At 40.3% G+C, this 15,492-nt stretch carries 10 protein-coding genes; 3 read left to right on the top strand and 7 right to left on the bottom strand.

Features of this window, described 5'->3' with window-relative positions:
- Nucleotides 1-99 precede the first annotated feature (99 nt).
- The 7 genes from icmF to COD11_RS03660 all read right to left on the bottom strand — a co-directional run bounded on the left by icmF (nucleotide 100) and on the right by COD11_RS03660 (nucleotide 10,848).
- Entirely contained in the window at nucleotides 100-3,360 is a 3,261-nt protein-coding gene (icmF, locus tag COD11_RS03690; protein WP_098795408.1) for a fused isobutyryl-CoA mutase/GTPase IcmF, read from the bottom strand.
- A 32-nt stretch (nucleotides 3,361-3,392) separates the two neighbouring features.
- Nucleotides 3,393-4,013 carry a TetR/AcrR family transcriptional regulator gene (locus COD11_RS03685; RefSeq protein ID WP_098795407.1) on the bottom strand — a complete coding sequence of 207 codons (621 nt, stop codon included), beginning with the start codon at nucleotides 4,011-4,013 and terminating at the stop codon, nucleotides 3,393-3,395.
- 34 nt (nucleotides 4,014-4,047) lie between these two features.
- On the bottom strand, nucleotides 4,048-5,187 hold the full coding sequence (locus tag COD11_RS03680; protein WP_098795406.1) for an acyl-CoA dehydrogenase: 1,140 nt from the start codon (nucleotides 5,185-5,187) through the stop codon (nucleotides 4,048-4,050).
- A gap of 22 nt (nucleotides 5,188-5,209) precedes the next feature.
- Entirely contained in the window at nucleotides 5,210-6,352 is a 1,143-nt protein-coding gene (locus tag COD11_RS03675; RefSeq protein ID WP_098795405.1) for an acyl-CoA dehydrogenase, read from the bottom strand.
- A gap of 55 nt (nucleotides 6,353-6,407) precedes the next feature.
- Nucleotides 6,408-7,259 (bottom strand): 3-hydroxybutyryl-CoA dehydrogenase, encoded by an 852-nt coding sequence (locus COD11_RS03670; RefSeq protein ID WP_098795404.1) that lies wholly within the window; start codon nucleotides 7,257-7,259, stop codon nucleotides 6,408-6,410.
- A 158-nt stretch (nucleotides 7,260-7,417) separates the two neighbouring features.
- Complete coding sequence (locus tag COD11_RS03665) at nucleotides 7,418-8,596, bottom strand: acetyl-CoA C-acetyltransferase (RefSeq protein ID WP_098795403.1); 1,179 nt, start codon at nucleotides 8,594-8,596, stop codon at nucleotides 7,418-7,420.
- Nucleotides 8,597-8,739: 143 nt separating this feature from the next.
- Nucleotides 8,740-10,848, bottom strand: coding sequence for a (Fe-S)-binding protein (locus COD11_RS03660; RefSeq protein ID WP_098795402.1), 2,109 nt, complete (start codon nucleotides 10,846-10,848; stop codon nucleotides 8,740-8,742).
- 443 nt (nucleotides 10,849-11,291) lie between these two features.
- Between COD11_RS03660 and cls the strand changes: the two genes are divergently transcribed.
- The 3 genes from cls (at nucleotide 11,292) to COD11_RS03645 (ending at nucleotide 15,353) form a co-directional block, all read left to right on the top strand.
- Nucleotides 11,292-12,494 (top strand): cardiolipin synthase, encoded by a 1,203-nt coding sequence (gene cls, locus COD11_RS03655; protein WP_098795401.1) that lies wholly within the window; start codon nucleotides 11,292-11,294, stop codon nucleotides 12,492-12,494.
- 69 nt (nucleotides 12,495-12,563) lie between these two features.
- Nucleotides 12,564-13,520, top strand: coding sequence for a UV DNA damage repair endonuclease UvsE (uvsE, locus tag COD11_RS03650; protein WP_098795400.1), 957 nt, complete (start codon nucleotides 12,564-12,566; stop codon nucleotides 13,518-13,520).
- Nucleotides 13,521-13,694: 174 nt separating this feature from the next.
- Nucleotides 13,695-15,353: a family 14 glycosylhydrolase gene (locus COD11_RS03645; RefSeq protein WP_098795399.1), complete on the top strand. Its 1,659-nt coding sequence runs from the start codon at nucleotides 13,695-13,697 to the stop codon at nucleotides 15,351-15,353.
- The last annotated feature ends 139 nt before the right edge of the window (nucleotides 15,354-15,492 follow it).

Genomic DNA, 15,492 nt, shown 5'->3' with positions numbered 1-15,492 from the left:
CCCACTTAAACAGTCTTCATAGCCTCGTTAATGACAGCCGGAAGTGTCACACCTAGCCACTAAAAAAAACAGAAACCGGCGTAACCGGTTTCCCCAACTCTACATATTCCTTCTATATTGTCCCCCGACCTCATATAATGCCTGCGTAATTTGGCCAAGGCTGGCTACTTTTACAGTTTCCATTAGTTCGGCAAAGATGTTGCCGTTGTGGATAGCTTTGTTTTTTAGGTTCAACAATGCTTCTTCAACTTTGTGCTCGTGTGTTTGTTGGAAGGCCTTTAAGTTTTGGATTTGCGTTTCTTTTTCTTCCTGTGATGCACGGGCGAGTTCCATGTTGTCCATCATGTCTTGTGATGGTGGGTTTGGATTTAGGTAAGTGTTTACACCGATGACTGGCAGTTCACCTGTGTGTTTTTTCATTTCATAGTGCATCGATTCATCCTGGATTTTGCCGCGTTGATATTGTGTTTCCATTGCGCCTAGTACACCGCCGCGTTCATTAATACGGTCAAATTCCTGTAGTACTGCTTCTTCTACTAAGTCTGTTAACTCTTCAATAATGAATGAGCCTTGCAGCGGATTCTCATTTTTCGTTAAGCCATGTTCTTTCGTAATAATCATTTGAATCGCCATTGCGCGGCGTACCGATTCTTCAGTTGGCGTTGTGATCGCCTCATCATAGGCATTTGTGTGTAATGAATTACAATTATCATGCAGGGCCATTAGTGCTTGAAGGGTTGTGCGAATATCATTAAAGTCAATTTCCTGGGCATGCAGGGATCGCCCTGATGTTTGAACATGATATTTTAGCTTTTGACTTCGTTCATTGGCGCCGTATTTGTCGCGCATGACGGTTGCCCATATTCTCCGGGCAACGCGACCGATAACCGTATATTCCGGATCGAGTCCATTGCTGAAGAAAAAGGATAAGTTAGGTGCGAATGAATCAATATCCATTCCTCTGCTTAAGTAATATTCTACATACGTAAACCCATTTGAGAGAGTAAAGGCTAGTTGTGAAATTGGATTGGCTCCTGCTTCTGCGATATGATAGCCAGAAATGGAAACAGAGTAGTAATTTCGCACCTTTTGATCAATAAAATATTGCTGAATATCTCCCATTAAACGGAGGGCAAATTCTGTTGAGAAAATACATGTGTTCTGTCCTTGATCTTCTTTTAAAATGTCGGCTTGCACGGTTCCTCTAACTGTTTGCAGGGTGAAGGCTTTTACTTCATCATATTCTTCCATTGTTAACGAGCGACCGAGCTCAGCTTCCTTCTTGCTTAGCTGCTGTTCAATCGCAGTATTCATGAACATCGCTAAAATGATTGGTGCTGGACCATTAATCGTCATGGAAACAGATGTGGAAGGCGCACATAAATCAAAGCCATCATAAAGCTTTTTCATATCATCTAATGTACAAATGCTTACTCCACTTTCCCCGATTTTTCCGTAAATATCAGGACGGTAGGCTGGATCTTCTCCGTATAGTGTTACTGAATCAAACGCTGTACTTAAACGCTTTGCGTCATCATCTTTTGATAAATAATGAAAACGGCGATTTGTGCGGGCAGGAGTTCCTTCACCGGCAAACTGTCGTTTAGGATCCTCTCCTTCTCGTTTAAATGGAAACACACCTGCTGTATATGGAAAAGAGCCTGGTACATTTTCTTTATAAAGCCAATTGAGAACATCACCGTCATTTTTATATTTTGGCAATGATACTTTCGCTATAGATAATCCTGACAGGGAAGTGGTTCTAAGCTTTGTGACAATTTCCTTATTGCGAATAACCGTTGTAAATTGCTCTTGAGCATATTTTTCCTTCGTTTCTTCCCAGCTATTTAGCAATGCTTTTGATTGAGGTGTTAGCTTTTCCTCAAGAGAATTCAGGACATTTTTTAAAGATAAAATCACTTCTTCGTTTGTTTCCTGTTCAATAAGAGTTTCAAGCGCACCTTTTAGTTGAAATCTTTTTGTCGCAAGCTCTGCTTGTTCCTCTGAGTGAAGATGATAGTTTCGAACAGTCTCACTGATTTCTCTTAAGTAATAACGGCGTTCAGGTGGGATAATCACGTTTTGCTTTTCTACATCTTTTACAACCGGAAGAGAGGTTTGCCAGTCTAGATTCGTTTTTTCATTGATTAACTCTAGTAGTTTTGCGAATAGAGTGTTTGTGCCTAAATCGTTAAATTGACTGGCAATTGTGCCGTAAACAGGCATCTCATCTAGCGGTTGATCGAATAGCATCCGACTGCGCTGCACCTGCTTTTGCACTTGGCGCTTCGCATCTTCAGAGCCTTTACGCTCAAATTTATTGATAACGACCACATCAGCATAATCGAGCATATCAATTTTTTCTAATTGAGACGGTGCCCCAAATTCACTTGTCATCACGTACATCGATAGATCACATATCTCGGCGATTTCTGCATCACCTTGACCAATACCGCTTGTTTCGACGATTACCAGATCAAAGCCAGCTGCCTTTACAATAGAGATCGCATCTTGAATGGCCAGTGATAGCTCAGACTTTGATTGTCGCGTTGCCAAGCTTCTCATAAACACTCGTGGAGAAAAAATGGCATTCATGCGGATTCGATCTCCAAGCAATGCCCCACCAGTTTTTTGCTTCGTTGGATCCACGGATAATATGGCGATTTTTACTGATGGCAACTCATTTAAAAAACGTCGAATTAATTCATCTGTTAGTGAGCTCTTTCCGGCACCACCTGTTCCCGTAATCCCGATCACAGGTGTTTTCGTACTCAACGTTTTTATTTCACTAATTAGGTTTTCTGCTGCTTCTGTGATTTCTTGTTTAAACACTTTCGCTTCTGCACAAGAAATGAGTTTGGCAACTGCTTTTGTTTCTCCTTCTTTCACATCGTCCAAAGAGATTTCTCCCTTTTCAACGGTAGAAAAATCGCACTCTCTTAGCATATGGTTGATCATGCCCTGTAGACCAAGCTCGCGACCATCATCAGGAGAGAAAATTTTCGCAATACCATACTCATGAAGCTCTTTTATCTCTCGAGGAATAATGACTCCCCCGCCGCCGCCATAAAGACGAATATGTCCTGCTCCTTTTTCCTGCAGTAGATCGTACATGTATTTGAAAAATTCAACGTGTCCACCTTGATAGGAAGAAATGGCAATCCCCTGAACATCCTCCTGAATCGCAGCAGCCACGATTTCTTCAACTGAACGATTGTGTCCAAGATGAATCACTTCCGCTCCACTTGCTTGAAGGATTCGTCGCATAATATTAATGGAAGCATCGTGTCCGTCAAATAAACTTGATGCTGTGACAAAGCGAACAGCATGCTTTGGTTTATATACCTCTGTTATTGTCATTTATAAAAACACCCCTTTGATTGCCACAAAAGTTACTTCCCAACCCCTTGTAAAATAACCTTTGTTTGCAGCTCAATGTAATCTTCAAGCGTATACATTTTGTGAAGGGCCCAGCGTCTAAAGCCCCACATTTGGCCTTTGACAAAAATATTGTGAGCAATTAAATCACATTCTGGCTCTGATAACGTTAATTCCCCATTTTGCACACAGTCTTTAACAATTTTTTTAAACATCCCGACCATTTCCATTTCCTTTTTTAACACATATGGTAAAGCGTCCTTAGATAATGACTTAACTTCCTGATACATAACGAGCACTTCATCTTGCATCTCATCCATGACGATAAAATAATTGTGAATCGCTCGCTTTAAACTTTCTATTGTGCCTTGTTTTGTATCAATATCTTCCTCTAAGCGGGCATGAACCTGGTCATAAATGCTGTCACAAACTAAGTAAAGAACATCCTCTTTTTGGCGAATATATTCATACAACGTTCCGATACTAAAGCCGGCAGACCTTGCAATCTCTCTAGTTGTCGTGCGGTGAAATCCTTTTTCTTTAAAAAGATTGACCGCACCTTTAATCATTTGCTCTCTTCGCTTTTCAATTAACTTCTCATCCTTAACGGATGCGACAACTTCACGCTTTTCCATCTACCTCCCACCTATCACCGAAACTAGTATTCCTTTATTTCGTTAACATTCTAGAAATGACAAGTCGTTGAATTTCCTGTGTGCCTTCATAGATTTGTGTGATTTTGGCATCTCTCATAAACCGCTCAACAGGGTAATCCTTTGTATAGCCATAGCCACCAAATACTTGAACGGCCTCAGTTGTAACCTTCATCGCTGTGTCACCAGCAAAAAGCTTAGACATTGCTGATTCTTTACCATATGGCAACCCTTCAGACTCTAGCCATGCTGCTTGATAGGTTAATAATCGTGCAGCTTCAATATTTGTTGCCATATCAGCAAGCTTAAAGCTGATTCCTTGCTGAGCTGCGATCGGCTTGCCGAATTGCTCTCTTTCTTTTGCATAGGCAATGGCTGCATCCAACGCACCCTGTGCAATTCCAACTGCTTGAGCTGCTATACCGTTTCTACCACCATCTAATGTCATCATAGCAATTTTAAAGCCATCCCCAATCTCGCCTAATACATTTTCTTTTGGTACTTTACACTCTTCAAACATAATCTCCGTTGTAGGTGATGAACGAATGCCCATTTTGCTTTCTTTTTTTCCTACCGAGAAGCCTTCAAAATCTTTTTCAACGATAAACGCTGTTGTTCCTTTATGCTTGCTTGAAGGGTCTGTTACTGCAAATACGATATAAATATCGGCAATTCCTCCATTTGTGATGAAAATTTTTGAACCATTTAAAATATAATAGTCGCCGTCTTCACGAGCATTCGTGCGCATACCACCTGCATCAGATCCAGAGCTCGGCTCGGTTAACCCGTATGCTCCAATTTTTTCACCTAGTGCCATTGGCTTTAGGTATTTTTGCTTTTGTTCTTCATTTCCGAACTTATATAGGGGCCATCCTGCAAGCGACGTATGGGCGGATAACGTTACCCCTGTTGATGCGCATACTCTTGAAAGCTCTTCAACTGCGATCACATAAGCTAGATAATCACTGCCAATCCCACCATATTCCTCAGACCAAGGAATTCCTGTTAAACCTAGGTCGGCCATTTTTTTGAAAATGTCCATATCAAAACGCTCATGCTCATCGCGCTCTGCTGCTGTTGGTTCTACTTCTTTTCTTGCAAAATCTCTTACCGTTTTACGTAGCATTTCATGTTCTTCTGATAGTTTAAAGTACATCCCTTTCTCCCCATTTCACCGCTTATTTTTCTTTCACTACATGCTTGCTGATCACAATTCGTTGTATTTCACTAGTACCTTCATAAATTTCACAAACCTTCGCATCACGGAAATACCGCTCCACCGGGTAATCCTTTGTGTAGCCATAGCCTCCAAAGACTTGAATTGCCTCTGTGGTAACCTCCATCGCTGTTTTCGAAGCAAATAGCTTAGCCATCGCAGCCTGCTTGCCACATGGAAGTCCTTGTTCTTTTAACCATGCAGCTTGATAAACTAATAGCTTCGCAGCTTCTACATTTGTTGCCATATCCGCAAGCTTAAAGGAAATCCCTTGCTGGAGAGCAATTGGCTTGCCAAACTGCTTGCGCTCCTTGGCATAAGCTGTTGCCTTCTCTAGCGCAGCCTCGGCGATTCCGAGTGCTTGAGCAGCAATGCCAATTCGGCCTCCATCAAGATTGGCCATCGCAAGCTTAAAGCCTTCTCCCTCGTTCCCTAGAAGATTTTCAAGCGGGACTCTAGCATTTTCAAAAATTAACTCCGTTGTTCTTGATCCGTTTAAGCCCATTTTGTGTTCATCTTTTCCGATAAGAAAGCCCGGTGTTCCTTTTTCAACAATGAATGCCGATATGCCGCTGCTTCCTTTGTCCTCGCTTGTTCGAGCAAAAACAATATATATGTCCGCTTCACCACCATTTGTAATGAATACCTTTGATCCATTTAATAAATAGTGATCATCCTTTTTAATGGCCTTTGTTTTCATGCTTGCCGCGTCAGATCCGGAGCTTGGTTCTGTTAAACAAAAAGCTCCTAGACGCTCCCCTGTTGCAAGCTTTTTTACATAGTTGTTTTTTTGCTTTTCATTGCCAAACATTAAAATTGGATAGGTTGCAACAGATGTGTGAACAGATAAAATAACAGCTACTGTCGCACTTACTTTGGCTATTTCATGAATAGCCATAATATAAGAGGTGTAGTCCATGTTCGCCCCGTCATATTCGGTCGGAATTGGAATCCCCATTAATCCAAGTCCCGCCATCTTTTGAAGTACAGAGGATGGAAATACCCCTTTTTCCATTTCTTCCACAAATGGCTCAATTTCGGCTTTTGCAAATTCACGTATCATTTTTTGCATCATTACTTGCTCTTCTGTAAAATGTAGATTCACTTGATGCCCACCCCTTTGGTCATTGCAAAATGAAAACCCTATGTTTCTACTGAAATTAGGAATACTGATAAAACCCTCTACCAGTTTTTTTTCCAAGCCAGCCTGCTTTCACATACTTCCGTAACAATGGACATGGACGGTATTTATCATCCCCAAAGCCTTCGTGGAGTGTTTCCATAATGTATAAGCATGTGTCTAGTCCAATGAAGTCTGCTAAAGTTAACGGACCCATTGGATGATTCATACCAAGTTTCATCACTTCATCAACTGCTTCCGGCTCTGCCACTCCTTCATACACAGTAAAAATCGCTTCATTGATCATCGGCATTAAAATACGGTTGGAAACGAAGCCTGGGAAGTCTTTTACTTCAACAGGTGTTTTATTTAATTTTTTCGTAAGATCTTCAATTTGCTGATAAACTTCATCAGAAGTAGCAAGCCCGCGGATAATTTCAACCAGCTTCATAACAGGAACAGGATTCATAAAGTGCATGCCGATTACGCGATCGGGTCGTTTTGTAGATGCGGCAATTTCTGTAATTGGTAAGGAAGAAGTGTTTGTTGCCAAAATAACCCCCTCTGGTGCAAGAGTATCGAGTTGCTGGAATAGTGTTGTTTTCACTTCCATTTTTTCAATCACAGCCTCGATAATGAAATCAACTTCTTTGGCATCTTCAATCGAATTAGAAGGTGTTAGTCTCTTTAGAGTTTCATCTTTATCCTGCTCAGAAAGCTTTCCCTTTTCCACTTGCCTTTGTAATTGCTTTTGAATGGAATTTAAACCTTTTTCAGCGATTTCCTGTTTCATGTCATGAAGTATCACTTGAAAGCCTGCCATGGCACATACTTGGGCAATGCCTGAGCCCATTTGTCCGGCACCGATAACCATGATTTTTTGAATATTCATATGGGGCCTCCTCTTTAAATATGGGTTGATTTCTGTATGTTTTATCTAACGGAAATATAGTTTTTAATTTCTAATTCTGTTTAGTGTGCTGAGGTGAGATGTCAGAGGTGAGAATTGAGGCAATCGGGGAGTGCCCGATTGCTCTAATTATTAATGGGTTAAACTTCAATCATGATGGCGTCGCCTTGGCCGCCGCCGCTGCAGATAGCTGCGATGCCGATACCGCCGCCTCTGCGTTTTAGTTCATGAATTAAGGTGATGAGAATTCTTGCTCCACTTGCACCGATTGGGTGACCAATTGCAACAGCCCCACCGTTTACATTTACCTTTTCCGGATCAAGACCGGCAATTTGGTTTGCGGCTAATGCAACGGTTGCAAATGCTTCATTGATTTCAAATAAATCGATATCTTCAACGGTTTTACCCGTTTTGCTTAATAGCTCATTAATGACAAGTCCCGGTGTTTTAGGAAAATCTTCAGCTTCAACAGCTATTGCTGTATGAGCAAGAATGGTTGCGAGAGGCTCTCTGCCTTCACTTTTCGCCCTTTCATCACTCATTAACACAAGAGCTGCTGCTCCGTCATTAATTCCTGGGGCATTACCTGCTGTGATCGTTCCATCATGATCAAAAACAGGGTTTAGCTTTGCTAATCTTTCTAGTGATGTGTCTTTACGTGGTGCTTCATCTTTGTCGACCACAATTGGGTCTCCTTTACGCTGGGGTACTTCAACAGCAACTATTTCTTCACCTAAAATTCCCGCTTCCTGAGCAGCAACCGTGCGCTGATGGCTTCTTAATGCCCACTCATCCTGCTGTTGTCGGGTGATTTCAAGCTCTTTTGATGTGCTGTTACCGTATGTGCCCATGTGAACACCAGTAAAGCTACATGTTAATCCATCATAAATCATTAAATCCTTCACAGCATGATCACCCATACGAAATCCCCATCTTGCTTTTGGCATCATATAGGGTGCATTGCTCATTGATTCCATGCCTCCGGCTACAATCACTCCCTCGTCTCCGGCACGAATGATTTGATCTGCCATTGTGACGCTTCTTAGTCCAGATGCACAAACCTTATTTACTGTTTCTGTTTTTACATTCCATGGCAGGTTTGCCGCACGGGCCGCTTGACGCGATGGAATTTGCCCTTGTCCTCCTTGCAGAACATTTCCGATAATCACTTCTTGGACTTCTTCAGGCTGAACACTTGCTCTTGTTAACGCCTCCTTTATGGCGATTCCCCCAAGCTCTGACGCTGTTAATGTTGAAAGAGCTCCACCAAATTTCCCCACAGGTGTTCTGACTCCACTTAAAATAACGGTTTTTGCCATGTTCCTCTCCCCTTTGCAATGTATGTAAATTAAAATTAGTAAACGCTTACAAATAGTGACTGAACGCTCGCTCAATTTTTCTTCAGAGATAAAGAGGGGAAATTCCCCTCTTTCCATTTTATCTTACTTTTCTTTGAAAATGACTATGAAACTAGCTCTTTTTGTTCGCCAAATATCGACTTTTCTAGAAGCTCAGCAACATCATATGTGCTAACCGTTTCTTCTACTTCTTTTGCTTTTGTTCCATCACTTAACATCGTTAAGCAATACGGACAGCCTGAGCTAATCACCGATGGATTCACAGCTAATGCTTGCTCTGTTCTCGCAACGTTAATGCGGCTTCCTGTATCTTCTTCTGTCCACATTAAGCCTCCACCAGCTCCACAGCACATTCCTTTTTCACGATTACGCTCCATTTCAATGAGCTTCACACCAGGAATTGCTTTTAAAATATTACGTGGTGCATCATACACTTCATTGTATCTTCCTAGGTAACAAGAATCGTGGAATGTAATGGTTTCATTAACAGGAAGGCTTGGTTTCAGTCTTCCAGAAGCCACTAGCTCTGCAAGCAATTCTGTATGGTGATAAACCTCTGCTTCTAACCCGAAATCCGGGTATTCATTTTTAAAGATATTATAAGCATGTGGATCGATTGTGACGATCTTTTTCACATCATTTTTTACAAACTCATCAATATTTTTCGTTGCAAGCTCCTGGAATAAAAATTCATTCCCAAGGCGACGCGGTGTATCTCCTGAGTTTTTCTCTTTGTTACCAAGAATCGCAAATTTAACTCCAGCTTCGTTAAGAAGTTTTGCAAAAGATAAAGCAATTTTTTGACTGCGGTTATCGTAAGAGCCCATTGAGCCAACCCAAAATAAGTATTCAAACTCTTCTCCTGATTTGCTCATTTCTTTTACCGTTGGAACGTGTACATCTTCGCGTGCTTCACGCCATGTTTCACGCTCTTTACGGTTAAGTCCCCAAGGATTTCCTTGGCGTTCAATGTTTGTCATTGCACGCTGAGCATCTGCATCCATTTTTCCTTCTGTTAGCACTAGATAACGGCGCATATCAATGATTTTATCAACATGCTCATTCATAACCGGACATTGATCTTCACAGTTACGGCACGTTGTACAAGCCCAAATTTCTTCTTCTGTAATCACATCACCGATTAATGAAGCACTATAGCCAGTTGCTGCCGTTTCTTGCGCACCTGAGCTAGCTGCCATCATTGCAATTTGATTTCCTTTTGTGCCACTGAATGCTACAGCCGGCACCCATGGTTGTTTTTGTGTAACAGCTGCTCCTGTAAAGGTTAAATGGTCACGCAGCTTAATGATCAGGTCCATCGGAGAAAGTATTTTCCCTGTCCCTGTCGCCGGACACATATTTGTACAGCGCCCACATTCAACACATGCATATAAATCAATTAACTGTGGTTGTGTAAAGTCTTCAATTTTGCCAACCCCGAATGATTCTTGTGTTTCATCTTCGAAATCAATTTTTTCAAGTTTACCGGGGTTTGATGTACGGTTAAAGTACACATTCGCAGGCCCGGCAATTAAATGCGCATGCTTTGATTGTGGTACATACACTAAGAACGTTAATAAGAAAAGTAAATGGATCCACCATGCAATATAGAAAATAACAATTGATCCTGTTTCACCTACAAAGCTCAGTAAAAAAGCAAATGATGAGGCAAGTGGCTCAGACCATGTTAGATCATGATCATGCCAGATTAAGCCCATTCCGTTCCCAAGCAATACGGATAGCATTAAACCACCAATAAAAAGTAATACTAGTCCTGATTTAAATCCTCGTTTTAGGCGAACAAGCTTCTCCACATAACGACGGTGAAACGCCCAAACTACGGCAACTAAAATCATAAAGGTGATAATTTCTTGGAAAAACGTAAATGCCGGATACAGCGGTCCAAGCGGCAGATGTGCACCTGGTACTAAGCCTTTAATAATAAAATCAATGGCACCAAATTGAACAAGAATAAAGCCATAGAAAAACATCACATGAATGATTCCACTCTTCTTATCTTTTAAGAGCTTTTTCTGTCCAAACACATTCACCCAAATTTTTTCTAATCTTTCTTTTACCTTTCCATCAAATTCAACTTTTTTGCCTAGCTTAATATAAGCCATTCTTGTACGAATTAAGTAGATGAAAAGATGGAATGCGTAAGCGGTTACAATTAAAAATGCAAGTAAATTTACCCAAAGTAATGCGCCCATGTTGTTTCCCCCAATCTCCCAATTGTTACAGTCTGTTTTTCCCCTTTGCACAACAGTCAGTTTCTTGTTTTCTGAATTTACTTATATCTCTATGATAATAAATGAATGAGCATTCAGTCAATATATTTTTGATGTGTATTTATAAATGGTGGTTGTACAATGTATTCTTGAACTTTTTAAATATTCTTCAAATAATCTTTAAACTTAGTTGGTTTATACCATGTTTTAGTAAATGGTTGATTTCCGCTACAGATTGCTCGCTTTCCGCGGGGCGTGCGGTGCTCCCGCAGGAGTCTCGCATCTTTCGCTACAATCAACCATAAGAAGTTTTACGTCCTGTATCTAATTACATAAAAACAGTTAAAAATGCTCAAGATAAATAGAACTTGCTGATTACTAATATTTACATTCATAAAATCTATGTGCTGCTAGGAGGATGGCGTTTGAACATCGTATTCATTATTTGCTTTATCATAGTGGCAATTATTAGTTGGTGGACGATTGATTATCACCTTGGTAGAAGAAGTCATCTGGCAACAAGCAAGTACACGCAATTTCCTCAACGTAAAAGTGATATTACCCTTATTACAGATGGAGATACTTTATATAAAGATCTTTTTGAGAGCATTAAAAATAGTACAAAAAGTATTCATGTGCTATTCTTCATTGTGAAAAATGATGAGATCAGTCATGAGTTTTTAACGATTTTGGGTGAAAGAGCGAGTCAAGGTGTCGAAGTGCGCCTTTTACTTGACTATGTAGGTAGCTCGAAGCTTACGAAAAAAAGGATTCAAGCTCTAAAAGACAAGGGTGTACGTCTTGCTTTTAGCCATAAACCTAAGTTTCCCTATCTTTTTTATACCCTACAAGCTAGAAATCATCGAAAAATTACAGTTTTAGATGGTAAAACCTCTTATTTAGGCGGCTTTAATATCGGAAAAGAGTATCTTGGAAATGACCCAAAGTTAGGGTATTGGAGAGATTTTCATCTAAAAATAACTGGTGAAGGTACAGCTGATTTACAGAAACAATTTTTAAAGGATTGGTACGACTCTACTGGTGAGGATGATGTAGAAAATCTCGAGTACTACCCTACCCTGCCTTCTGGTAAGAGTGAGCATCTGTTCATTTCTACATATGGAGAAAATCTAAAAAAACACTTTATTTCATTTATTCAGAATGCTAATAAGGAAATTTTAATTTGCTCGCCTTATTTCATTCCAGGTAAAGAAATATTAGACGAGCTATTAGCTGCCACATCAAGAGGTGTGCAAGTCAGAATAATGGTGCCGATGCGAAAGGATCATCCCCTTGTAAAAGAGGCTTCATTCCCTTACTTTGGCCCTCTTTTACTTGCAGGATGTGAAATTTATCGATATTACCATGGCTTCTTTCACGCAAAAATGATTATGATTGACGATCATCTTTGTGACATCGGAACAGCAAACTTTGATAAAAGAAGCTTTTATTTAAACGACGAAATGAACTGCCTTATTTATGACCGCGAATTCATTCAAGAGGTAAAGAAATTTGTTCAAGGTGATTTTGGTCGTTCAGAGTTGTTAACCTATCAGGCATACCAAAGCCGATCTTTTTTTGAAAAAGGAAAGGAAAAGTTTGCTACGTTGGTGTCACATTTTTTGTAATTCATTAGAGTCAGGGTGAGGCCCTCGCAGGCACTTTGGCGCTAAAATCACAACTTTAGGAGGGAGATCATGATTATTCGGTTCGGCTATGTGTCACATGCTCTTTCTCTATGGGATTGTTCACCAGCCAAATCATTAACATTCACAAGATGGAAAAAGCTCGATGAACAAGAACGGCACGATCAATTATTGTTTGTAACGAAGCAAAATCTAGAACACACATTACGAATGATGCACTACAATATTGCCCACGAAATAATGGTATACAGGATGTCATCATCGATTGTTCCGCTTGCCACTCATCCTGAGGTACTTTGGGATTATAAAACACCTTTTAAAGATCTGCTCACTGAAATTGGAGACTTAGTGAAAAAGTATAAGCTGCGGACGAGTTTTCATCCAAATCAATTCACACTGTTTACAAGTGATAAAAAGCATATTACAGAAAATGCAGTTGGCGATATGACCTATCATTATGACTTATTGGATGCGATGGGACTTGCAGATGAAGCCATTATTAACATCCATGTCGGCGGAGCTTACGGTGATAAGACAAAGGCTACAGAGCGATTTCATGAAAATATTAAGAAACTGCCTGGACACATAAAAAGAAGAATGACTCTTGAAAATGATGATAAAACCTATACAACGTCAGAAACATTGGCAATTTGTCAAAAAGAGAAGATTCCCCTTTTATTTGATTATCATCACTACATGGCAAATAAAGATGATGATGAGGATTTCGTAGAACTGCTTCCTACTATTTTTGATACGTGGGATTGGGTCGGTATACACCCAAAAATACATGTTTCCTCTCCAAAGTCTGAGAAGGAATTTCGTAGTCATGCTGATTATGTTGATGCTGAGTTTTTAATGCCGTTATTAAAAGGGTTGAAAGAACTGAATGTTGACGTTGATTTGATGATTGAAGCGAAGCAAAAGGATAGAGCAGCATTGAAGCTTTGTGAGGATGTTGCGAAGATTAGAGGAGTTAAGCGGATTGGTGGCGCTACTATAGAATGGTAGTGCCATTTTCCTATTAAAAATGATAACGTTTTCACTTGATTTATATGTATGATCTGGGTTATCCTTTATGCTACAGCGGTGCTCTTACATTTCATTCTGTGCAATCGGTTGCGCAAATAAACGGTTGTGTAAGCGCTTAAAATAAAACCGTTGTACAACAAAGGAGGATGTAATATGTGTCAATTTTTCAAAAGGTTTGGAATTAGTTTGCTCATTATTCTTCTCACCGTGTCTTCTCTCTTTTCAACCTCAGCAAGCGCAGACATCAAATCAGATTATAAAACATACGTAATGGCACCACTTACGAAAATCACAAACTGGAGTGATTTTGCAAAGCAGTTGGCTACTTTAAAAAGCAATGGGGTATATGCTTTAACAACTGATGTTTGGTGGGGTGATGTTGAAAAAAACGGCAATAATCAATTTGATTGGTCCTATTATCGTCAATATGCACAAACTGTAAGAGAATCAGGACTTAAATGGGTTCCGATCATCTCTACACATCAATGTGGTGGCAATGTTGGTGATGATTGCAATATTCCGATACCAAGCTGGGTTTGGAATTTAGCCTCTACTGATACACTTACTCATAAATCTGAAACCGGCTATGTAAACAAAGAAACATTATCTCCATGGGCAACGGGTGTAATCTCAACACAATATGACGAATTGTATGAATCATTCTCGCAAAATTTCTCAGACTATAAAGATATTATTATAAAAATCTACTTAAGTGGTGGACCTGCGGGTGAATTAAGATTTCCATCCTATGTATCAAGTGACGGTTGGTCCTACCCCTCAAGAGGAAAACTGCAAGCATATACAGATACAGCGAAAAGTGACTTCCGAACGAATATGCAAGCTAAGTATAGTACGTTAACAAACTTAAATACTGCTTGGAAAACAAATCTTACTTCATGGAATCAGGTAAATCCACCTTCAGATGGAGATAACTTCTTCTCCTCAGGTGCTGCCTATAATAGTCAATATGGAAAAGATTTTATGACGTGGTATCAAAATGTTTTAATTAAACATCTTACCTTAATTAGTCAGAAGGCTCATGAAAATTTTGATGCTACATTTGGTGTTCCAGTCGGCGCCAAAATTGCCGGAATCCACTGGAAAATGAATGACCCTTCGATGCCACATGCTGCTGAATACTCAGCTGGTTATTACAACTATGCAAGCATACTTGATCAGTTCAAAGCTAGTAATCTACATCTTACTTTTACATGCTTAGAGATGGACAACAGTCAAGAATTTACAAGCCCGTATTACTCAGCACCGAAGGCTCTTGTTACTCAAATTGCGAATTTGGCAACACAAAGAGGAATCGTGCTTAACGGCGAGAATGCACTGGCTATCTCTAGCTCTGATGCTAGCTATAGTGAGTCTCGCTACCGAAATACAGCACAGCACCTATTCAATGAAGGCTTCAGCGGTTTCACTTTGCTTCGATTAGCAAATGTCGTTCAGTCTAATGGAACAAAAACTGCTGAAATGGACCGCTTTCGAGATATTTTAGCTCTACAGCCGATTAAAGTTAATTTTATCGTTAAAAATGCTCCAACCGCATACGGGGATACTGTTTATGTGACAGGGAACCGCTGGGAAATGGGAATGTGGAACAATCCTGATGGAGACATGATCAAACTAACCTGGGATAACACAAATAAAGACTGGCGTGGAACAGCAAATATTGCAGCTAATCGTTACTATGAATTTAAAGCTGTAATCGTCGGCTCAAATGGAAGTGCAAAAGCATGGGAGCCTAATGGTAATAATACTTGGTCTACTCCTAATATGAGTTCGAATTATACGATTCAGTGGTAAAAATGAGCCCCCTCAGCTTTGCTTTAGGCAAGCTGAGGGGGTTCTTGTGCTTTTGGAGGGGGTATCATCTATTTCGGGCATTTATCCGTGATGCTGAGATTTTATCCGCGATTTCCGAACCCTTATCCGCGATTTCCGA

The organism is Bacillus sp. AFS040349 (assembly GCF_002577655.1).
GTDB lineage: Bacteria > Bacillota > Bacilli > Bacillales > Bacillaceae > Metabacillus.
The sequence above is the reverse complement of the archived record's forward strand: the minus strand, read 5'-3'. Positions and strand labels throughout refer to the sequence as shown.

Coding starts and splice junctions, on each gene's coding strand:
- icmF (WP_098795408.1), bottom strand. CDS start 3,360: ATGACAATAACAGAGGTATATAAACCAAAGCATGCTGTTCGCTTTGTC.
- uvsE (WP_098795400.1), top strand. CDS start 12,564: ATGATTATTCGGTTCGGCTATGTGTCACATGCTCTTTCTCTATGGGAT.
- COD11_RS03680 (WP_098795406.1), bottom strand. CDS start 5,187: ATGTACTTTAAACTATCAGAAGAACATGAAATGCTACGTAAAACGGTA.
- COD11_RS03660 (WP_098795402.1), bottom strand. CDS start 10,848: ATGGGCGCATTACTTTGGGTAAATTTACTTGCATTTTTAATTGTAACC.
- COD11_RS03685 (WP_098795407.1), bottom strand. CDS start 4,013: ATGGAAAAGCGTGAAGTTGTCGCATCCGTTAAGGATGAGAAGTTAATT.
- COD11_RS03670 (WP_098795404.1), bottom strand. CDS start 7,259: ATGAATATTCAAAAAATCATGGTTATCGGTGCCGGACAAATGGGCTCA.
- COD11_RS03665 (WP_098795403.1), bottom strand. CDS start 8,596: ATGGCAAAAACCGTTATTTTAAGTGGAGTCAGAACACCTGTGGGGAAA.
- COD11_RS03645 (WP_098795399.1), top strand. CDS start 13,695: ATGTGTCAATTTTTCAAAAGGTTTGGAATTAGTTTGCTCATTATTCTT.